The sequence below is a fragment of the Porphyromonas bobii genome, from assembly GCF_943169685.1.
Classification (GTDB): Bacteria; Bacteroidota; Bacteroidia; order Bacteroidales; family Porphyromonadaceae; genus Porphyromonas; species Porphyromonas pasteri.
Window position 1 is genome coordinate 1 of record NZ_CALPBU010000007.1, and the last position, 21,042, is coordinate 21,042.

Sequence of the window (21,042 nt, forward strand, 5' to 3'; positions counted from 1 at the left end):
AAACTCTTCATTGTCAATATTTTTATTGTACTTTGTTCTGTTTGTCTTGCTCTAAAAATGATTCTTGCTTCAGATTTATTAGTGTATCTCTACCTAAGTAAAGGTCGTAATTGACGGTTAGGTCTTCATTTCCCTAAACGTTTGTTACTACACTTCTGTTTGTCAATATCAATTATCTCAAAGATCTCTCAAAGTCAAACCACCCGCGTCACCGCTAGGCCGTTCGTTTCTTTTGCGAGTGCAAAGGTAAAGCAAAGTTTTCACTCCACCAAATCTCGAGTGAAACTTTTTCGTTACCACTCTCGATCTAAACCCTGTCATTCGCTGCTCGTCCGCCTGACTTGCGACTGCAAAGATACGGCAATTCCCGCCGAATTTCCAAATCTAAGCGTAAGATTCTCACGACTTTCTCAAAATTCCACCCCTTTCACGCGCGTACATTATATATAAGCGAGCAATACGAAGGTGCATTGCGACATACATAAGCTTTGCAGATGAGGGGAGGAGACTTCTTACGAGAGGGGTGATATCAACCTATATAGATCGCTGGGCTGACCTATATTAAGACCGTTGCCGAGAGTCCTGCCCTCTACTTATTGTGCTAAGACATCGCGCACTCAGCTCCCCAATATACGTCTCCGAAGTGATACGCAAGCCCTTCGCCTTATCCGCGCGTATTCCACTTATCCAGCAGAGGAGAAAGCATCATTCTCGCGAAGGAAAAAGCGCCTTCGCGTAGTGGTTTTCCCGCATCTATGTACGTAGTCTTAAAGACCAGGCACGCAAATCCAAATATCCACGTACGTAGATATTAGAGCCACGTACGTAGTCCAAACTTATCTGCCGCTCGTCCACAACTTTTATCCATACGTGGAGCAACAGTCTCATATTGGTCAGCGGGTGAAGCTATATAGGTTGGCGTCGTAACATATATAGATCCGTGAGTGAACCTATATAGGATCGCCCAGCGACCTATATAGGTTCGTACCACCCCACCATAGAGCTTGGATGAGGTCGCTTATATATCAAGCTAAACTTCAGTACGATAGACTCACGCTCATCACAGGGCACCATAAGGCAGCATATCGGGGTGAGAATTGCAGTACCTTTGCTGGTAGAAGAATTGGTATAAGATTGCTTTGAAATAAGAACAGCAACTATGGCTACAATCAAATGTATAGGGGTACTGACCTCTGGCGGCGATGCACCCGGCATGAATGCCGCCATCCGCTCGGTCACCCGCACAGCTATCTATCACGGCATCCGCGTCAAGGGGATCTACCGCGGCTACAAGGGACTGATCACCGGTGAGATCGAAGACTTCGAGACACAGCACGTGAGCAACATCATCCAGCGTGGGGGGACGATCCTCAAGACGGCACGCTGCCCCGAGTTCTGCACGCCCGACGGTCGCGTCCTAGCCTATGAGACGATGCGCGCCCACGGGATCGATGCCCTCGTCGTCATCGGGGGCGACGGGTCGCTCTCTGGCGCACGTGAGTTCGCCGAAGAATTCGACATCCCCATCGTTGGGCTCCCCGGCACGATCGACAACGACCTCTACGGCACCGACCTCACGATCGGCTACGACACGGCGCTGAACACCATCGTCTCCGCCGTGGACAAGATCCGTGACACCGCCTCCTCGCATGAGCGCCTCTTCTTCGTAGAGGTCATGGGGCGTGAAGCCGGCTTCCTTGCCCTCAACGGCGCTATTGCTTCGGGGGCAGAGGCTGCGATCATCCCCGAGTTCGCCTTTGAGAAAGACCAGCTCGCTGAGACGATCGAGAACGGCTTCCGCAAGACGAAGAATAGCAGCATCGTGCTCGTCTCCGAGAGCGAGAGCACGGGCGGAGCGATGAAGGTCGCTGAGCGTGTGGAGAAGGAGTACCCACAATTCGACGTGCGTGTCGTGATCCTTGGTCACATCCAGCGTGGGGGCTCACCCAGCGCGCAGGACCGCATCATCGCGAGCCGTATGGGCGTCGCCGCCATCGAAGCCCTCCTTGAGGGGCAGCGCAACGTGATGATCGGGATCGTCAATGACGCCCTCGTATACGTGCCCTTCTCGAAGGCGATCAAGAAGAACAAGCCCATCGATACGGACCTCGTCGAGGCCCTGCGTATCCTCTCGATCTAAGGGAAGTACTCCCCTACCCTCACACGCTTCGCCGAAGCAGGGTAAAACAAAAGCACGAGCGGTCGCAAAGCAATAGATGCTTTGCGACCGCTCGTGCTTTATGCGTAATGGGAGAGTGCGGGACTTACAGCTCGCGACGCAGGCGTGCCACAGGGAGACGGAGCTGCTCACGATACTTCGCCACGGTGCGCCGAGCGATGGGATAGCCTCGGGCCGCAAGCAGCTGAGTGAGCTGCTCATCGGAGAGCGGCTGGCGCTTGTCCTCACCTGCGATGAGCTCAGCAAGAGCCTCGCGTACCTCACGGGTAGAGACGCTCTCGCCTTCGTCATTGAGGATACCTTCGCCGAAGAAGAACTTCAGCATATAGACTCCGTAGTCGGTCTGCACGGACTTGCTATTGCTCACACGAGAAATCGTACTGATGTCGAGGCCTGTAGCCTCGGCGATATCCTTGAGGATCATCGGACGCAGAGCCGACACTTCGCCCGTGAGGAAGAAGGCACGCTGGTGCTCGACGATGGCAGTCATCGTCTTACGCAGAGTCTCCTCACGCTGATGAATGGCATCGATGAACCAGCGGGCCTGCTCGACCTTGTGACGCAGGAAGGTCATCGCCTCACGACTCTGACGCGAGCCGTCGCGCTGGTCCTTGTGCTGCTCCAGCAGGGCAAGGTAGGTGGGACTTAGGCGCAAGGGGGGCAGATCTCGCTCACCGACGAGTGAAATCAAGAGCTCGCCATCACGCTCGGTGACGATGAAGTCGGGGGTGATGTGCATAAAGCGCCCTTCGCTATCATCGCCGTAGCCATTGGCTGGCTTGGGGTTGAGATGCGAGATGAAGGTATAGAGCTCGGAGAGACGCTCCTCGCTCACGCCGAGGGCCGCACATAGGCGGTCAAAGCGCTTATTGACGAAGTCCTCGTAGTGATGCTCGATCATACGCTGCGCCTCACAGTGCAGGGGGTCAGCTGGCAGGCGCTCGATCTGCAAGAGAAGTGACTCTCTGAGGTCACGCGCACCGATACCAGCGGGATCCAGCGTCTTCACCAGACGGATGAGTTCGGCGATCTCTTCGGACGTGACGGAGAGGCCTGCCTTGAAGAGCAGATCATCCTCGATCTCCTCGACAGAGCGTGTCAGATAGCCGTCGTCGTCAATGTTCCCGATGATGTAGCGTGCGATCTCGCGGCGCGTCCCCTCCAGCGGAGTGACGAGCGCGAGCTGCTCCATCAGGTACTCATCAAGCGAAGGGGCACCAGCCGCGAAGGGGATCTCTTCGCGGACCGACTGGCGCTCCTGCAGCTCACGGAGCTTGTAGTCGGGGATATCATCCTCGGTAGCGTATTCGCCGAGCTCCCAGTCTTGGTCGTCGCTATCGGAGGACGTCGACTCGTCGTCGGAGCCTTCTTGCTGGGGCGCCTCGTCGTTCTCTTCGAGTGCAGGGTTCTCCTCCAGCTCACGCTCGATACGTGCCTCCAGCTCCAGCCCCGTGAGCTCCAGCATCTTGATGGCTTGGATCTGTGCGGGCGTGAGCGAAAGCGATTGGTCGAGCTTCTGCTGCTGAGTGAGCTTATTCATCGGCGGTAGGGAGCGAAGAGGATGAGGGAAAAGGCAGGTAGGAGGTACGAGCTACAGATCTTCGTGGTCGTAAGTCCAGACGATCTCCTCGCCGTTGATGCGGAAGACCTCCTTACGTGCCAGAGCGAAGAAGTAGTCACTCAGACGGTTGACGAAGCGCAGGACATTCACATCCAGCGGCGTCTCGCTATTGAGGCGGTAGATGATGCGCTCGGCACGACGGCAGACGGCACGGCAGACGTGCGCAGCGGCCGTGATCGCTCCACCCGAGGGGAGGATGAAGGCCTTGATAGGTGGCACCATATCGTCGAGGCGGTCGATCTCACGCTCGACACGTGCCACGGCGCTCTCAGTGACGGAGGTCACGGTGTGCACATCGTCCTGCGTGGTGTCGGTAGCGAGGTAGCCACCGACGGAGAAGAGCTTGTGCTGTAGCCAGAAGAGGAACTTCTTATCCTCCTCCTCGAGCTCATAGGCCAGCAGTACGCCGACGAACGAATTCAGCTCATCGATCGTGCCGTAGCTCTCCAGACGGATGTCGTACTTGGGCACACGCTGCCCACCGACCAGGGAGGTGCGGCCCTTGTCGCCGCCCTTGGTATATAGCTTATACTTCTCGGTATCCATAGTGATAGGGGTAAGGCGGGGTGATGTACCCGCTCTGTAGAGATAACAGCGCTAAGGCTCTAAAAGATACATCGGCGAAGCAGTCGTGCGCTTCAGGGCCGTGAGCGAGAGGTCCTTGCCCACGCGAATACCCTCGGCGAAGAGGCGCTGCTCGACGGTCTTCCAGCAAAGATCGGGGTGGTTGTTGTCCTTACTCAGGTGGCACAGCCAGACGTTCTTCATACCCGTGTGATAGACACGAGCGAGGAGTTCGGCCGCCTCATCGTTGGAGAGGTGCCCCTGCGGCGAGGCGACACGCCCCTTGAGGAACTCCGGATAGCTCCCACTGCGTAGCATCTCGGGGTCGTAGTTCGCCTCGAGTACCACGTGGTCAGCACGGCCGATGTAGTCGGCGATATCGTCAGTGACGTGACCGACGTCGGTAGCGAGCGTGAAGCGGAAGTCGCCCTTCGTGATGTGGTAGCCCACGTTCTCCGCGCTGTCATGCGGCACGGGGAAGGGCTCGATAGTGAAGCCTGCTACGGTGAAGGGCTCGTAGATCTTGATCTCACGGCGCGAGGGGCCGATAGGGTCCTGCACGAAGCGGCTATTGGCTATGCTGTCGTGCACCAGCCGCGTGGCGTAGACGGGCAGGTGATAGACGCCCCCGATGACCCCGACGGTACGGATGTGGTCGGCGTGGTCATGCGTGACGATGACCCCGTGGATGGCACCGCCGTCGAGCGGGATGCCTTCAGCCTTGAGGGTCTTAGTGATAGTACGGATAGGGATCCCCGCATCGATGAGGAAGCCCCCCGCCTCGTCTCCTATGTAGTAGCAGTTCCCACTGCTCCCACTGGAGAGGCACATAAATCTTATCATTCGTGGATCTGGGTGTAGATACGTGTCGCCTCTATCGGCGATAGATGGAGATCTCGCGGGAGAAGCCCTCCATCTCCTGGTCAAGGCTCATCTCTCCGCGCAGAGGGATGGCCATCAAGCGGCTGACCTCCTCGCTGCTGAAGCCCTGACCGAGGAGGTACATCAGCTTCGTCAGTGCGGCCTCGGTCGTGGCATCACGCCCGCTGACCAGACCGATCTTCTCGAGGAGGACACCCGTCTCGTAGCGCGTCATATCGACGTAGCCCGTGACGCACTGCGTGACATTCACGATGACGACGCCACGTGCCACAGCGGCACGGAGTGCATCGAGGAACCAAGGCATCATCGGCGCATTGCCACTGCCGAAGGTCTCCATCACCACCCCGCGCAGCGAAGGCACGGAGAGGACGGCTTCGACGACCTCGCGTGTGATACCAGGGAAGAGCTTCAAGACCGCCACATGAGGATCGAAGTACGGGCGCACCGAAAGCGTACGCCCCACATGAGCGTTTGCGATGACGGCGTCGTGGTAGCGGATCTCAATACCGGCATAAGCCAGATGGGGATAGTTGTACGACTCGAAGGCGCTGAACTGATCGGCGCTGATCTTGCTCGTGCGGTTGCCACGCATCAGATAGTTCTCGAAGAAGAGCGATACCTCAGGCACACGTGGACGGCCTGCTTCGTCGCGTGCTGCAGCGATCTCGATAGCGGTGATGAGATTCTCCTTCCCGTCCGTACGGAGCTTCCCTACGGGGAGCTGTGAGCCGGTGAAGACGATAGGCTTCGCAAGCCCCTCAAAGACGAAGCTCAGCGCCGAGGCAGTATAGGCCATCGTATCGGTGCCGTGGAGGATGACGAAGCCGTCGTACTTATCGTAGTTCTCCTCGATGACACGAGCCAGCTGTACCCAGTGCTCGGTAGTGATAGCCGAGGAGTCTAGCGGTGGCTGAAACTCCACGCTGGAGATATCGCAACCCAAGAGACGCAGCTCTGGGACGTTGTCCTGCAGGTAATTAAAGTCAAGGGGTTCAAGAGCACCCGTCTCAGGGTTCTCAAGCATCCCGATCGTCCCTCCGGTGTAGACCAAGAGGATAGATGCGCGTGGTGCAACCATATTGTAGTGTAGTTGTAAGCACATTAGCGGGGCGAAGCAAAGCCTTTTCAAGCCCCGTCGCCCCCATGTTTATTCTCTACAGACAAAGATAACAATAATATACCGCCATTCGGCTTCTTAGCGGGGCTCTTCTTAGGGCTCGTAGGGGAGCGGAATATAGGATGGCGAAGAAAGCTATATAGCTTTGGACTGATTCCTATATAGCATTCGGTGCGAAGCTATATAGCTTTGTGAAGTGACCTCTATTAGGTTGTTGCTCCGCGTAGGGATAAAAGTTGTGGACGAGTGGCTGATAAGGTTGATCTACGTACGTGGCTCTAATATCTACGTGCGTGGATATTTGGATTGACGTGCCTGGTCTTTAAGACTACGTGCGTAGACAGAGGAAAACCACTATGTGAAGACGCTTTTTTATTCACGAGAAGGACACTTTTCCCTCCGCTGAATAAGAGGAATACGCGCGATGAGGCGAAGGGCTTGTGTATCACTTCGGAGAGGTGTATCGGGTAGCTGGGCGTGCAATACCACTCTAAAAGGAGGGCAGGACTCTCGGGAACAGGCTCCGATGACGAGCGAATAGGGATAGGCCGGATACAACTTCCCCCGCTATACACCCGACACACGGGGTATAGCGGGGGAGGAGAAAGAAAGTGAAGTGGTGCGCTTCTATCCCTTAGAAGCGGTAGGTCGCAGAGAGGCTCAAGTGACGTGGCGAGCCAGGGAAGGAGCGCAGACGGTCGTAGCCCGAGACGTAGTAGCGCTTATCCAGCAGGTTATTCGCATTCAGCTGGAGCTGTACATCGCGCACCTTATAGTAGAGTGCCGCATCGAGGAGGACATAGCCAGGGTAGCTGACGACGTTGGCACGGCGGCCGACCTGTCCGAGGCGCTCACTCACGCCATGCACACCGAAGCCGATACCGAGCCCTTCGATAGGGCCTTGAGGGATGACGAACTTCGTCCAGACGTTTGCCGAATGACGGGGCGTACCAGGGCGCTGCAGGTTGAGGTCCTTCGTCCCATCGGCAGCCTTAGTGATCTCAGCGACATTGTAGCTATAGCTGGCCATCACGCTCCAGTAGGGTAGGATCTTCCCAGCGACATCAAGCTCTACGCCTCGCGAGAGTTCTTCGCCGATGGGCACCATGCGGTTGGGCTCACCCGTGATCCCCGCATTGTAGAGCGTATTGCGCTGGCGGAGGCTGAAGAGGCTGAGCGTCGCCGTGAGGCGGCTATCGAGGTAGTCGCCCTTCGCTCCGATCTCCCACAGCTCACTCTGCACGGGGTCAAAAGGCCCTCCCGAAGTAGGATCACTCTGCACGGAGACCGCCTGAGGCTCGAAGCCACGGATCCACGTAGCATAGACATTGGTAGAGGGTGTGATACCGTAGACCAAGCCGACACGTGGGGTGAAGGCATGCTGGTGCGTGCGGGTCTTCGCTCCCTTGGCATCCTGCACGACGTCGGTGAACCACTCTATGCGAGCACCGAGGAGGAGCTGCAGGCGCTGCCATGAGAGCTGCTCCTGCAGGTAGATCCCATTGGTGTACTGATCTGAGGGGCGTACAGCCTTCGACTCGTAGATGTACTTCGTGACGTCTTGATACTGATTGCCGACGGTGGAGTTGAGGTCGAAGGCAGGGACGTTCGTACGTGGGTTGCCGTCCTTATCCAGGAGGTACTTAGCGATATCAGCCTTCTTGAAGGTCTTGGCCATGCCACCGTTAGCTAAGAGGTAGCCGCCTGCCTCGATGTAGGACGAGCCTGGGGCCAGCTGCGTATTGAAGTGGTCGTAGCCGAAGAGGAGCTTGTGCTGGACGGCTCCCGTAGCGACATTCCACGTCAAGTAGTTATTGAAGGCGTGATTGCGGAAGTTGCGGAAGCGCTTGGTCACACGCATCAGGACGAGGGCGGGGTCATCCGTGCCGTCCGCCTTCTTGACGAAGGCATTATCCTGCGAGTGCTCCATCATATCCTCGCTGTAGGAGGAGTAGAGGTAGGTACTATTGAAGAGGAGCCCCTCGGCGATCTGATGCGAGAGAGCGAAGGTCAGGTTCAGCGTCTGCTCACGCAGATAGTCATTGGCTGCCGACTGCGTAGAAGAGAGCGGACGAGAGAAGAGATCCCCATCGCCGAAGATCGCGACGCCACGGTCGAGCTTCCCCGCACTGCTGGTGTACACCAGGTCCACATTGAGGCGAGTACGATCTGAGGGCAGGTAGGTGATCGAGGGGGCTACGATCTGCGTCGTAAGCTTCTGCAGATCACGGAAGGTATCCGAATTCTCATAGCCGAGATTGAGGCGGTAGAGGAGCGTCTTGCGCTCATTGAGCGGGCCCGTGAAGTCGGCATAGGCGCGACTCGTATTGAAGCTCCCAGCCGTCAGCGATACCGAGCGACGGGCTATATTGAGGGGCTTCTTCGTCACACGATTGATGACACCACCAGGGGCAGCATTCCCAAAGAGTGCGGAGGCAGGGCCCTTGATGACCTCGACACGCTCGATATTCGCCAGCGACGACTGACGCCAGAGGCTCGTCTGAGCACGCATGCCGTTGAGGAGATTCCCTGAGTTGCGGTTCCCCGTAGCACGGAAGCCACGGATCGAGAAGTCATTGTAGAAGGAGTACTGGTTGATACCGCTGATATTCTTCACCACATCATTGACGGTGATGGCACCTTGGTCTAAGACAAGCTCCTTCGTGACGTATCCGATAGACTGCGGGACGTCTCGCAGGAGTGTCGCTGTCTTCGTCCCAGCGAAAGACATCGCATTGCGGTACGACTGCTCACGGCGCCCGATGACGTCGACGGTAGGCAGTGCCTGCTCGCGCTCATCGAGGATGAAGTGCAGGTCTGTGCCTGCTCCCTCTCCGAGGAAGAGGAGACGACGCTGCGTGATATAGCCCATCGCCTGGATGATGACAGGCTGGCGTCCTGCGGGAAGGCCGTCGAGAGCAAAGCGCCCCTCCTTATCGGTATGAGCAGTAAGGCGAAGCAGTGGATCCCCTACGGCGATGACCGCTCCTTCGACAGGAGCGCCATGAGAGTCGGTGACACGACCACGGAGCTGTGCTGCAGTAGGTGTCGCAGCCTTAGTAGAGAGGGTATCTGGGGTAGCTACGGGCAATAGCGTCTCGCCTCGAGCTGCAGTACTCCACACGAGCAGCCCCAGGAGTATACATTTCTTCATTGACGGATATACAATTAGTGAAATTAGGGAACGGATGTAAATGCCGTGCAAAGGTATAGCGCACACGAGGTGAGCACAATACCTAAAAGTGAGTATTTCACGGCCTCCTATCTCCCCACTGCTGGGGTACTCCGCGACACCGATATAAAGCGCCGCCGCCCGACCGTCTCCGTGAGGGAGAGGGCCGGGCGGCGGACTATTGGGGGATATAGAGGGGAGGCGGAGCTTACTGCTTACCTTCGGTCTCTACTGCGGGAGCGATCTTCTTGACCAGCCCCTGAAGGACAGCACCAGGGCCTACTTCGACGAAGCGCGTAGCACCGTCAGCGACCATAGCCTGTACGCTCTCCGTCCAGCGTACGGGAGCCGTCAGCTGAGCGATGAGGTTCTTCTTGATGCCGTGCGTGCAGTTGACAGCGTGGGCAGGTACATTCTGATAGATGGGGCAGCGGGGTGAGTGGAACTCCGTAGCCTCGATAGCTTCGGCGAGCGCGACACGTGCTGGCTCCATCAGAGGTGAGTGGAAGGCACCACCGACGTTGAGGCGAAGAGCACGCTTAGCACCAGCTTCCTTGAGGGCTTCGCAAGCGCGGTCAACAGCGTCGACATCACCCGAGATGACGAGCTGACCAGGGCAGTTGAAGTTGGCAGCGATGACTACCCCACCCTCGATGGTCTTGAGGATCTCGACGACCTTCTCATCGGGCAGACCGAGGATAGCCGCCATCGTACCAGGGTTAGCTTCGCAAGCCTCCTGCATAGCCAGAGCACGCTTGGAGACGAGACGCAGACCGTCTTCGAAGCTCAGCGCACCAGCAGCGACGAGTGCGGAGAACTCACCGAGGGAGTGACCAGCGACCATATCGGGCTGGAATTCGTCACCGAGGCAGAGCGCACGGATGACGGAGTGCAGGAAGACCGCGGGCTGCGTGACCTTCGTCTGCTTGAGCTCTTCGTCCGTACCAGCGAACATGATGTCCGTGATGCGGAATCCGAGGATATCGTTGGCCTTCTCAAAGAGCTCCTTGGCTAAGGGATGATTCTCATAAAGCTCCTTCCCCATACCCACGAACTGGGCGCCTTGGCCAGGGAATACATAAGCTGTCTTACTCATTTACTAAATTCTTCTTGTGATGATATACTTAGGGTCTTGGTATGCGAATTAAATCAGCTCCAGTGCCTTGACAAGGACCTTCCAGGTGCGCTCAACAGAGGCGATGTGTACCTTCTCGTCGGGGGAGTGGGGCGAGCGAAGGTCAGGACCGATGGAGATCATATCCATATCAGGCATGACGCCCTGGATGATACCACACTCCAGCCCTGCGTGGACGACGGTGATCTCGGGGGACTTGCCCGTGACCTCTTCGTAAGCACGGCGCATCGTCTTGAGGACGGCGGAGTCAGCATTGGGTGCCCAGCCGTTGTAAGCTCCTGCAAACTCGACCTCTGCACCCGCCAGATTCATCGCGCTCTCGATCTGAGAAGCGACGTACTCCTTGCGGCTCTCCGAGGAGCTACGCAGCATGAAGGTAGCGGTGAAGGTACCGTCGCCGACGAAGATCTTCGCCATATTCGTAGAGGACTCTACGATGCCAGGGAAGTCGGTGAGCATACTCTGCACGCCATTGATGCACGCATCAAGGGCGCCGATGACGCCATCCTGGATCTCTTCGGGGATGACCGTCTTCGGTAGATCCGTGCGCTCGAGGCTGAGGCTGATGCCGTCCTCGATATTCTTATACTCCGTCTGCAGGGTGTCAAGGAAGTCCGAAGCGAACTCCCACAGGCCGTCAGCCTCTGCTTCGGGGATGGTCACGAGCGCGAAGGCTTCGCGAGGGATCGCATTGCGAGCTGAGCCCCCTTCGAGATGTACGAGGCGAGCACCGTAGCTGGCGATAGCCTCCTTGAGGAAGCGCACGAGCTGCTTATTAGCGTTGGCACGGCCGAGGATGATATCCATACCCGAGTGACCACCGCGCAGACCCGTCAGGCTGATGCGCACAGCGATATCCCCTTCGGGCGTAGGCTCCTGATCCTTGTACTCGAGCTTGACGTTGACGTCGAGGCCACCTGCACAGCCAGCGAAGAGAAGACCTTCGTCCTCGCTGTCGAGGTTGATGAGGATATCCCCCTTAGAGAAGCCAGGCTGTAGGCCGTTGGCACCGACCATACCAACCTCTTCGTCTACGGTGAAGAGGGCTTCGAGAGGGCCGTGCTTGAGGGTATCGTCGGAGAGAACGGCCATCATATAGGCTGCGCCGATACCATTGTCTGCGCCGAGCGTCGTATCACGTGCCGTCACCCACTCGCCATCGATGTAGGCATCGATAGGGTCCTTGGTGAAGTCATGCTCGATGTGGCTATTCTTCTGGGGCACCATATCGATGTGGGCCTGCAGGGTCACCACGGGGCGTCCTTCGAGGCCAGGAGTAGCAGGCTTGCGGATGAGTATATTGCCCGTAGCATCATGCTGAGCCTCGAGGTTCAGACGCTTTGCCAGAGCAAGGAGGTACTCTTGGACCGCCTCAGTGTGGAACGTCGGGCGGGGGATCTGTGTGAGATCATAGAAGTAGCTCCACACGTGAGCAGGAGACAGGGTCTTGATTTCAGCAGCCATAGTCGATTCGTTCTTAAGATGAATAATGGATAGTTATGCTCAGCGCACGCTCGCAGTGGGTGCGGTGCGTCTGCGCGTGTAGTGTCTATTGATGATGGGAAGAGCGATGATCGCGATGAGGCCCACGAGCGTGATCCACAGCGTCTGCGCCGTGTGCACGATGAGGGCGAAGTCCTTCGCAGGCTGGACAGCCATACCAAAGGTAGTGAAGGTAATGATGACCGCAGCATGCCACGCTCCCATACCCGCCTGGACGGGCACGATGACCGACATACTACTCATGGCGAAGGCGATGCTTGCCACGGAGAGGGGAAGGTCGCGCGTAGCCTCGAAGGCAAAGAGCGCGAAGTAGAAGTAGCAGAAGTACCCGATCCAGATGAGGAGCGTCAGGAGGAGGAAGCGCCCGCGATGTGGCATATAGCGGATGCTCATCATCCCGTCCCAGATATGCAGGAAGAACTGTGCGATACGGCTCCCACGGCGGTAGCGTAAGAGCCAGACGAAGCCTCCAAGAGCGAGCAGCCCGACCACCACCAGCACCACCGACCACGGGGAGTAGATAAAGGCGCGGAGTGAGGCCTCCAGCTCGGGGTGGGAGGCGAAGTAACCGATGAAGAAGTCTGTCGAGCTGAGGATAATCCCGAGGAGGATCAGCGCCAGCATCGTCACGTCCGTCAGGCGGTCGACGATGAGCGTACCGAAGAGCCCAGCGAAGGGGATGTCCTCACGGCGCTCCATCTCGACGCAGCGCCACACCTCGCCCGAGCGAGGTATCCCCATGTTCACCGTATAGGAGCCGAGCACCGTGCAGACGGCATTGATGCGCCGTGGAGGTGCTTCGCCAGCGGTGAGCGGGCGCACAAGGAGCTCCCAGCGCAAGCCTCGGCAGAGGTTGCTCATAAGTCCAAAGAGGAGGCTAAAAAGGAGGATGGGATAGTTGACCCCCGTGCGGAGGGTCTCCTGCAGCTCGTGCCAGTCGGTATCACGATAGAGGCCATAGAAGCCCAACCCACCGAGGAGCAGTGGGACTACAATCCAGAGAATGGACTTAAGGGTAGGATGGATCTTCATTCGACACACACCCACTCGAGAGGCGGGCAAAGCTCGAGGCTCGGCACCACGCAAGGGAGTGTACTCTAATAGCTCTTAATAAATTGTACTACTTTAGTATAGCAAATGTAATAAGTTTTTAGTTATCTCCCATGCAGCAAGTTAAAGCCAAGAAGGCATTAGGCCAACATTTTCTCACCGATCTCTCTATCGCCGAGCGCATCGCCGACAGCATCTCCAGCCACCGCGATCTGCCTGTACTTGAGATCGGTCCTGGCATGGGAGTGCTGACCCAATTCCTCCTGGAGAAGGGCTACGACACGCACGTCATCGAGATCGACACCGAGTCAGTAGCCTACCTCAAGGCGCATTTTCCCGCGCTCGAGGGGCGTATCATCGAGGGTGACTTCCTCAAGATCCCCATCGAAGACTACTTCCCTGGTGACGCTCCCTTCGCCCTCATCGGCAACTACCCCTACAACATCTCCTCGCAGATCTTCTTCCGTATGCTCGACTACCGCGAGCGCATCCCTTGCTGCGCCGGTATGCTCCAGCGTGAGGTCGCCCAGCGTCTGGCGTCCCCTCCAGGCAATAAGGACTATGGCATCCTGAGCGTCCTCCTGCAGGCGTGGTATGATGTGGAGTACCTCTTCACCGTCGATGAGCACGTCTTCAACCCGCCCCCCAAGGTCAAGAGCGGCGTCATCCGCCTCATCCGCAATGAGCGCACCGACCTCGGTTGCTCCGAAGCCCTCTTCAAGCAGGTCATCAAGACGGGCTTCAACCAGCGTCGTAAGACCCTGCGCAACTCACTCAAGGCGCTCTTCGGAGCCGACTACCCGGGCTACACAGCAGAGATCTTCTCCAAGCGCCCCGAACAGCTCGGTGTCGAGGACTTCGTCACACTGACGCGCCTCCTCGAGGAGCATCAGGCGAAGGCCGCTGCTAAGGCGTAGCGCCGACGACATCAAATAGAAGCGGGCTCAGATGATAGTCATCTGAGCCCGCTTTCGTATCTCTATTCACCATGCTTGGGAGCCGCATTCTCCATCCTTATAGTGAAGGGTGGCACGAACCTATATTGGTCGATGGGCGAACCACTACTGGTCAGCGATCGGACCAGTAGTGGTCACGATGCGAAGCAGTACTGGTCGATATTAGTTACCAGTACTGGTCACTTCGTCTACCAGTACTGGTTCACCCAATGACCTCCCGAAGGAGGCATTCTGAGTTACGTCTTCTCACGCACGGAGTAGCCTGTGAGTGAAGCAAATAAACGACCGCTCCCCCACCCCGTGCTGCTGTGGCACGAGGCGGGGGAGCGGTAGGATTTTTTAGGAGCGGTGCGGACTATTCCGTCAGCTCGACGCGCTCTGCAGAGGGAGGAGGCGTAGTCGCCCCCCAGCTCTTATTGGGGCGAGAGCCCATGGTGAAGACGAGCTTACCACCGGCAGCCAGATCGCTGTGGCGGATCCAGGGGCGATCAAGTGGCTTGCCGTTGAGCGTAGCCTTCTGGATGTACTTGTTCTCCGAGGAAGCGCCTTCCGCCTCGATGACGAAGGTGCGACCCGAAGCCAGACGCAGCGTCACCTTCGAGAAGAAGGGCGTACCGATGTTGTACACGGGTATCCCAGGGGTCACGGGGTAGATACCCATCATAGAGAAGACCACGAAGGCCGTCATACCGCCACCGTCTTCGTCACCGGGCATACCCATCAGGTCGCCACGGAACCACGTGTCGATGAGCTTACGCACCAGACGCTGCGTACGCCAGGGAGCGCCAGCGTAGTTGTAGAGATAGGGGATGTGGAGGCTGGGCTCGTTCGACATAGCGAACTGCCCGACATTCCCCGTCTGGTCGGGGAGCTTGCTGTAGAACTCCCACTTGGACATACTGAGTGGTGTACGTAGGGTCTCGTCCAGGCGCTCGATGAAGCGCTCACGACCGCCCATCAGATAGATGAGGTCAGCGGGGTTGTGCTGTACGTCCCAGCGGTAGGTGTAGGCATTATTCTCATCGTAGTAGTCACGTGCACCGAGGCCACCAGAGAGCTCATAGTTGAAGGGCTCAATGAAACGACCCTTCTTATTCTTGGGGTGGAAGAAGCCCGTATCGTAGTTGAAGAGCTTGCGGTAGTCGTAGGAGCGACGCAGATAATCAGCACTCTCCACGTCGTGGCCGGAGAACTTCGCCAGCTGCGACAGGCACCAGTAGTCGTAGGCAGCAGCGAGGCTGACGGCGACACTCTGGCGCTTCTCCCACAGCGTCACCTCGGGGACGGTCTCCTTCTCCCCGATATCCAGACCAGGGAAGTAGCCTTCCTTATCCATAAACTCCGAGAGTACCCCCTTGGGGCGACGTGTCCAGGGCAGGTAAGACTTCTCCGCCATCGTCTTCTTCGCTGCTTGGTAAGCAGCACTCAGGTTGAAGCCCGAGAGCCCCTTAGCATAGGCATCAGCGAAGGTGGCGATGGTATGCGAGCCGTTCATACGGTGTGTGTCGCCCGTGACTTCGGGGAAGGTAGGTAGCCATCCCTCGGGGCTCTGCTCGGCCATACGGAGGTAGCTCGTGAGCATCTGCTGCTCCTTCACGGGGTCGAGGAGGATGCGTAAGGGGTGTGTAGCGCGGTAGGTATCCCACAGCCAGTCGTCGGTGTAGAAGGGTACGCCCTCGTCATCGTGGACCTTCTTGTCGAAGCCACTCCAGTAGCGACCGTCCTCCGAGAGGCAGATCATACGCTCATAGGTGCGGTAGAGTGAGGTGTAGAAGACACGACGCTCCTCGGGAGTACCGCCCTCGATCTCGACCTTATCGAGAGCCTTAGACCACTCGTTGCGCCCGTACTTAGCCACGAGATTGACCTCGAAGGACTGGATCTCCCGCTCGACGTTGCGCTTAGCCTGCTCGACGCTGATGTACGACACGCCGTAGCGGAGGGTCACGCCCTGCTTAGCGAAGGAGAGGCAGAGGGTATTGCCACGTGCCACGCCATCGACCGTCGCGAGGCGACCCGTGAGTGTATCACGCACGAGGCGCTCCGTGGGCTCTGCGTCCAGCTCGGCATAGAGGTAGACACGCGTAGAATCCTCGAGCTGCTGGTAGCCGAAGAGGTTCTTCCCCGAAGCGACGAGCTCCCCGTCGGGTGTAGAGAAGACAAGGTGATGGCCTGCCTTAGCCCGCTCGAAGTTGAACTGATAGATCGCACTGCGGTACGAGGGAGCATAGCGCACACGTACCTCGGGCTCCAGCAAGGTCACCTCATAGAGGTAGGGACGGACGCTCTCGCTATCGTAGCTATAGCGTGACACCTCGGGAAGGCTATCGCTGAGGGCACTCAGCGGACTGATAGCGAAGGCCGACACACCACGGTGCGACGTCAGGATCACGGGGAGGCCTGCGATCTGCTCAGAGGCATAGTCCGTACGCTGCGGATGCACACGCATCATCCCATTAGGCAGATGCACTGTGGGGAAGGTGGGTACAAGGAGATGGCTAATATTCCCCATGTAGGGGTCTACATAGTCGATCGGGTCAAGGCTCTTTGAGCGACCAAGACCCGCCGAGGAGCAGCCTACCAGTACGAGGCTGAGCAGGAGGCCCGCCAGGAGCGAGCGTGTCTGATGAAGCATGGGCGATAAATGAAACTTGGGAGGATAGCCCCCTATAGACGAGATGCCTTAGCACGCACCTGCAGGGCATATTCTCCTCAAAGATAACGAAAAAGCCCCATCTATCAGCGGGATAGATGGGGCTTCTTGCTATGTGGATAGCGTGCCGATGGGCTTACTTCTTCAGCTCAATGTCGACACGTCGAGCGCTGCTCTTGAGGTCGGTATTGCGATCGACACCACCAGCGATGCTGATGAGGCGATCAGGAGATATACCGCAAGCGATGAGGTAGTCGAGGACAGCCTTACTACGGCGCTGCGAGAGACGCTCGTTCACGAGGGCATTCCCTTCTGGGGAAGCGTAGCCCGTGAGGTAGAGCTTCATATCGGGATCGCCGGCGAGGACGCGATAGACTTCGTTGAGAGCGAGGCGTGCTTCGGGGAGCAGATCGCTCTTACCTACGGCGAAGAAGACCTGACGCTTGAAGTAGGAGACGACGACCGTGTCCGTGCGGACCTCTGTCTTCGTCTGCACCTCGGGCTGCAGGGGCTGCTGAATGACCGTAGGAGCGGGCTGCTGGATCACCGTGGGAGCAGGCTGCTGGATGATCACCTGAGGCTGCTGTGCGGGCTGAGCCTGCTGAGCGGCACGCAGAGCTACGAGCTCCTGCTGGAGCTCGCGCAGGAGCGAGTCGCTCGAGCTATTATCTACGACGGGCTGCCGGATGATCGTCTGCTTCTGGCTCTTAGAGCGAGCGGGCAGGACGATAGCATCGCGGTCCGAGTCACGGCGCTGCAGGAGGAGGAGCATCAGCTGCTCGAGGCGATCGAGACGGCTATTGCTCACCTGAGGCTGTACCTGGGGCGCAGCTTGGGGTGCGTAGGTATAGTTCACGCTACCAGCAGGTGCGTAGGGCATGGGCTGCTGGACGGGTGCTACACCACCGAGACCGAGGGCACTGAGGAGCATCTGCAGCTTCACCAGACGGAGGTCTTCGGCCGTGAGGCCGTAGGTCGTCTGCTTGGTCTGCTGCTGGCTCTCCGATGCGATACGAGCTTCGGCGACAGCACGCACGGCACGCATCAGATCTTCCTCAGAGAGGGTGATGAGCGTGTCGGCCGCAGTGAGAGGCTGACTCACGCTCTGCCCTGCGCTCTGTGCCAGGGCGACAGAGCTAACAGAGAAGAGGGAGAGAGCAAGGAGGAGGGACTTCATAGGACGCATGTCTCTTAGAAGTTGAAGCGATAGCCTACAGCCAGCTGGTTGTTGCGGAAGGCACCACGAGCGGTGTAGTCAACGAAGACATGACCACCGAGGACGTTGCCGAGGGACGTACCGACGACAAAGTTGGGGAGGAAGCGTGATACACCACCGATGCTATTGACACCCAGACCGACACCGAGGTAAGGCGTGATAGCCCCGTCGAGGAAGGTAGGCAGGTTGTAGAGGATGTTAGCGTTCAGACCGAAGCCCGTCTTCTTACCGAAGGCTACATAAGCATCGGGAGCGAAGTCGAACTGCGAGTCAAGGATCTGCATGTAGCCGCGAGCACCTACGTTGACACCGGACTGATCACCGAAGTTAGGACCTACGAAGAGGGCAGCGCGGTTGAACTTCAGCGTTTCCTTAGCAGGCTCTACCTTGACTTCCTTAGCGTAGACTTCGTCCTTCTCGTTCTGACCAGCGACGATGACGCGGTCACGACGGTTCTGCTCATTCTGCAGATACTGCTCGATGAGGCGGATGTCATCGCTGGACTTACCCGACTGCTGAGCACCAGCGACCTGCTGAGCCTGCGTCGTGTTGATAGCGTCGAGGCGGTCGATGACCTGGTCGAGGCGCTTGACGAGAGCGATGCTGGGGTCTACCTTAGAGGCGTCCTGGCTCTGCAGCTGCTGGGGCTGTACCTGAGGCTGAGCCTGTACGGGCTGGCCGAGGAAGTTAGGAGCAGCGTAGGGGCTACGATAGAGAGCGTTCAAGAGGAGGATCTTATCGAGGTCAGAGAGGTTGCTACCCGTGACATCAGATACAGATACCTGTGAGCCCTTCTCACGCTTGAGGTCGCTGACGACCTGATTGACGAGAGCGTCGAACTGAGCCTTGGTCAGCGTGACCGTACGGCCCTGCTGAGCAGACTGCTGAGCAGACTGCGTAGCGACCTGAGTCGTCTGGTTGTCGACGTGCGTGATGCGGTCAGCTACTTCGTTCTTCTCACGCAGTACGCGGGTCACCGTGACGGTGTCGCGGCGAGAGACTGCATCAGCCAGCTCTTCGTTGAGCTTCTTGATACGAGCATCGTAGTCAGCACGCTGAGCATTGAGCTTCTTGATACGAGCGTCGTAGTCAGCACGCAGAGCGTTCATTTCCTCAAGGTTGGATTCCTGCAGGCGAGCGACTTCAGAGCGCGTCTGAGCATCGCTGTAGCTCTGGTAGAGCTCACGACCGTCGCGGTTAGAGCGACCGAAGTTGAAGCGGACACCAGCCTGGTAGAAGGCGTTGACCTTCACGTCAGCAGGGTCGGTGACGCTCGTGATAGCAGGATTTTCCTGTTCGCTCAGCATAGCGTTGACGCTACCATAGAGAGCGACATACTTGAAGAGGGGGATCTCAAGACCACCACCACCGAAGAGGAAGAGGCCGCTCTTAGGCGTAGCACCCGTGATGGTAGGCGTGAACTTACCCGTGACTTCGCGATAACCAGCACCGAGGTTGAGGTAAGGCGTCAGACCGCGAGGCATGTTCAGACGAGCGATGAAGTTACCCCCGTACATGCGGAGCTCGTTGTTCAGGTTGAAGTCGAGCGTACCAGGAGTCTTCGTAGCTGAGTAGTAGAACCCACGGATACCGAAGATCGACGAGAGGTCAAACCCTGCAGAACCACCGAGGAACCACTGAGGCTCAAGACCCGAAGCAGAGGGATAGTCTACGTAAGCGACACCGGGCTCGAGGACGAACTTAACGCCACGGAAGCCATCGGAGTACATATTACGGTACGCGCGAGAGATCGCATCGCCAGAGTTGTAGTTCGTGCCACCGAAGTAGATGTCAAGCGAAGCCTGACCCGTCCAGTTGTGGAGCTGCTCACCGCCGTTAGCGGCAGAAGCGAGGTAGCGGTTGCTTGGGTTGACGTTGAAGATAAGGTCCTTACCTTCGAGCGAGAGGGATACGCGACGGCCCATGTTGAACTTCAGACCGACACCACCAGCGCCGTAGATCTGCTTTTCCTTGTAGCTCGTAGCTGCACCACCGACGGGCGTAGCCGTGTAGCCGAACTCCATGATACCACCACCTGCGGTGAGGTAAGGAGTAACGAAGGCGTTAGACCAAAGGTTGAGCTTCAGCTCACCACCGTAGCGCTTGATGTCTACGTTAGAGTCTTCGAGCTTGTCAGCCCAGTTGAGGAGCCATGAGGGCGTCGAGGAGTTGTTCTTGAGCTTGCCCTTGAGGTCAAAGCTGCGCTCATAGATCCCGCGGATCTCAACGAGGGGGCCGAAGCCGAAGCCAGCGCGCACACCCCAGAAGGGTGAGTCACCGAGGTTAAGCTTGTTGTCCCAGTGGGTGTAGCCTACTACGGGTGCGACCGTGAAGCTGACATCCTGTACCTGAGCCATAGCCTTGCTACCAATGCCAGCAAGCATCGTAGCGCAAAGAACCAAAGAAAGTTTCTTCATATATACATTCTAATTAGGAGTTGTCATGTTACTTGTCTTGACGAGGGCTGAAGCAGTATGCTAAGGCTTCGTAAATAGCCCTCTGGGAGCAAGATGGCATTAGATTCAGTGGGTCGTAGACTCAATGGATCCTCCCTCTAAAGGGAAGCCACCTCACCTGTTTAAACATTACAAAGATATAAAATTATTAATACCCCGAGACACAAGCAGTCTATTCCTATATAGACAATGGTTGTTCCTTGAGAAATGTCTCAGCCCCTATGTAGGAATCTCTCATCTTCTTCGGGGCTTCACATTTTCATCACCCCAATTGCGACCTATATCTATACAATATATACAGCTCTTTTACGCAACGCAAACGCTTCCATCCACCCAAGCACCAGTACAGCGTGCGAGGCAGGAGTCACGCGAAGCAATATACGTCCCCTCCACCGTTCAAATAGATATTCGTATTCAAAGCAGTAGTGGTTCACCACCCCCAATAAGTAGTCAATTGTACCACCCTACTACACTGGCACCACCACGAAACAAGTCGGGCAACCGCAGGACGGAAGAGACCGACCTACGATTGCCTGAT

13 protein-coding genes are annotated in these 21,042 nt (G+C 57.4%); 2 read left to right on the forward strand and 11 right to left on the reverse strand.

Features of this window, described 5'->3' with window-relative positions:
- Window positions 1-1,159: 1,159 nt before the first annotated feature.
- On the forward strand, window positions 1,160-2,140 hold the full coding sequence (gene pfkA / locus KO088_RS07300) for a 6-phosphofructokinase (protein WP_215494194.1): 981 nt from the start codon (window positions 1,160-1,162) through the stop codon (window positions 2,138-2,140).
- Window positions 2,141-2,264: 124 nt separating this feature from the next.
- Here pfkA and rpoN read toward each other — a convergent pair whose 3' ends face one another.
- From rpoN to KO088_RS07340, 8 genes are all read right to left on the reverse strand, one after another.
- Window positions 2,265-3,719: an RNA polymerase factor sigma-54 gene (rpoN, locus tag KO088_RS07305; RefSeq protein ID WP_215494195.1), complete on the reverse strand. Its 1,455-nt coding sequence runs from the start codon at window positions 3,717-3,719 to the stop codon at window positions 2,265-2,267.
- Window positions 3,720-3,770: 51 nt separating this feature from the next.
- Window positions 3,771-4,346, reverse strand: coding sequence for a cob(I)yrinic acid a,c-diamide adenosyltransferase (locus KO088_RS07310; RefSeq protein WP_215494196.1), 576 nt, complete (start codon window positions 4,344-4,346; stop codon window positions 3,771-3,773).
- A 51-nt stretch (window positions 4,347-4,397) separates the two neighbouring features.
- Window positions 4,398-5,207, reverse strand: coding sequence for an MBL fold metallo-hydrolase (locus KO088_RS07315; protein WP_044115832.1), 810 nt, complete (start codon window positions 5,205-5,207; stop codon window positions 4,398-4,400).
- Window positions 5,208-5,238: 31 nt separating this feature from the next.
- A complete protein-coding gene (locus KO088_RS07320; RefSeq protein WP_009432866.1) occupies window positions 5,239-6,324 on the reverse strand; it encodes an asparaginase in 1,086 nt (361 codons plus the stop codon).
- 673 nt (window positions 6,325-6,997) lie between these two features.
- Window positions 6,998-9,517: a TonB-dependent receptor gene (locus KO088_RS07325; RefSeq protein ID WP_215494197.1), complete on the reverse strand. Its 2,520-nt coding sequence runs from the start codon at window positions 9,515-9,517 to the stop codon at window positions 6,998-7,000.
- 226 nt (window positions 9,518-9,743) lie between these two features.
- Entirely contained in the window at window positions 9,744-10,631 is an 888-nt protein-coding gene (gene fabD, locus KO088_RS07330; protein ID WP_009432871.1) for an ACP S-malonyltransferase, read from the reverse strand.
- A gap of 48 nt (window positions 10,632-10,679) precedes the next feature.
- Entirely contained in the window at window positions 10,680-12,134 is a 1,455-nt protein-coding gene (locus KO088_RS07335; protein ID WP_060935022.1) for an aminoacyl-histidine dipeptidase, read from the reverse strand.
- A 39-nt stretch (window positions 12,135-12,173) separates the two neighbouring features.
- Window positions 12,174-13,205 carry a lysylphosphatidylglycerol synthase transmembrane domain-containing protein gene (locus KO088_RS07340; protein WP_215494198.1) on the reverse strand — a complete coding sequence of 344 codons (1,032 nt, stop codon included), beginning with the start codon at window positions 13,203-13,205 and terminating at the stop codon, window positions 12,174-12,176.
- Window positions 13,206-13,336: 131 nt separating this feature from the next.
- On the opposite strand from KO088_RS07340, the gene rsmA reads away from it, so the two are divergent.
- Complete coding sequence (gene rsmA, locus KO088_RS07345; protein WP_215494199.1) at window positions 13,337-14,140, forward strand: 16S rRNA (adenine(1518)-N(6)/adenine(1519)-N(6))-dimethyltransferase RsmA; 804 nt, start codon at window positions 13,337-13,339, stop codon at window positions 14,138-14,140.
- A gap of 394 nt (window positions 14,141-14,534) precedes the next feature.
- Here rsmA and KO088_RS07350 read toward each other — a convergent pair whose 3' ends face one another.
- The 3 genes from KO088_RS07350 to KO088_RS07360 form a co-directional block, all read right to left on the reverse strand.
- Entirely contained in the window at window positions 14,535-16,814 is a 2,280-nt protein-coding gene (locus KO088_RS07350; protein WP_215494200.1) for a GH92 family glycosyl hydrolase, read from the reverse strand.
- 154 nt (window positions 16,815-16,968) lie between these two features.
- A complete protein-coding gene (locus KO088_RS07355) occupies window positions 16,969-18,009 on the reverse strand; it encodes an OmpA family protein (RefSeq protein WP_215494201.1) in 1,041 nt (346 codons plus the stop codon).
- A gap of 14 nt (window positions 18,010-18,023) precedes the next feature.
- Entirely contained in the window at window positions 18,024-20,465 is a 2,442-nt protein-coding gene (locus tag KO088_RS07360) for a hypothetical protein (protein ID WP_215494202.1), read from the reverse strand.
- Window positions 20,466-21,042 lie beyond the last annotated feature (577 nt).

Bases quoted from the DNA above. Each gene is read 5' to 3' on its own strand.
- pfkA (WP_215494194.1), top strand. From the start codon at position 1,160: ATGGCTACAATCAAATGTATAGGGGTACTGACCTCTGGCGGCGATGCA.
- rpoN (WP_215494195.1), bottom strand. From the start codon at position 3,719: ATGAATAAGCTCACTCAGCAGCAGAAGCTCGACCAATCGCTTTCGCTC.
- KO088_RS07310 (WP_215494196.1), bottom strand. From the start codon at position 4,346: ATGGATACCGAGAAGTATAAGCTATATACCAAGGGCGGCGACAAGGGC.
- KO088_RS07315 (WP_044115832.1), bottom strand. From the start codon at position 5,207: ATGATAAGATTTATGTGCCTCTCCAGTGGGAGCAGTGGGAACTGCTAC.
- KO088_RS07320 (WP_009432866.1), bottom strand. From the start codon at position 6,324: ATGGTTGCACCACGCGCATCTATCCTCTTGGTCTACACCGGAGGGACG.
- KO088_RS07325 (WP_215494197.1), bottom strand. From the start codon at position 9,517: ATGAAGAAATGTATACTCCTGGGGCTGCTCGTGTGGAGTACTGCAGCT.
- fabD (WP_009432871.1), bottom strand. From the start codon at position 10,631: ATGAGTAAGACAGCTTATGTATTCCCTGGCCAAGGCGCCCAGTTCGTG.
- KO088_RS07335 (WP_060935022.1), bottom strand. From the start codon at position 12,134: ATGGCTGCTGAAATCAAGACCCTGTCTCCTGCTCACGTGTGGAGCTAC.
- KO088_RS07340 (WP_215494198.1), bottom strand. From the start codon at position 13,205: ATGAAGATCCATCCTACCCTTAAGTCCATTCTCTGGATTGTAGTCCCA.
- rsmA (WP_215494199.1), top strand. From the start codon at position 13,337: ATGCAGCAAGTTAAAGCCAAGAAGGCATTAGGCCAACATTTTCTCACC.
- KO088_RS07350 (WP_215494200.1), bottom strand. From the start codon at position 16,814: ATGCTTCATCAGACACGCTCGCTCCTGGCGGGCCTCCTGCTCAGCCTC.
- KO088_RS07355 (WP_215494201.1), bottom strand. From the start codon at position 18,009: ATGAAGTCCCTCCTCCTTGCTCTCTCCCTCTTCTCTGTTAGCTCTGTC.
- KO088_RS07360 (WP_215494202.1), bottom strand. From the start codon at position 20,465: ATGAAGAAACTTTCTTTGGTTCTTTGCGCTACGATGCTTGCTGGCATT.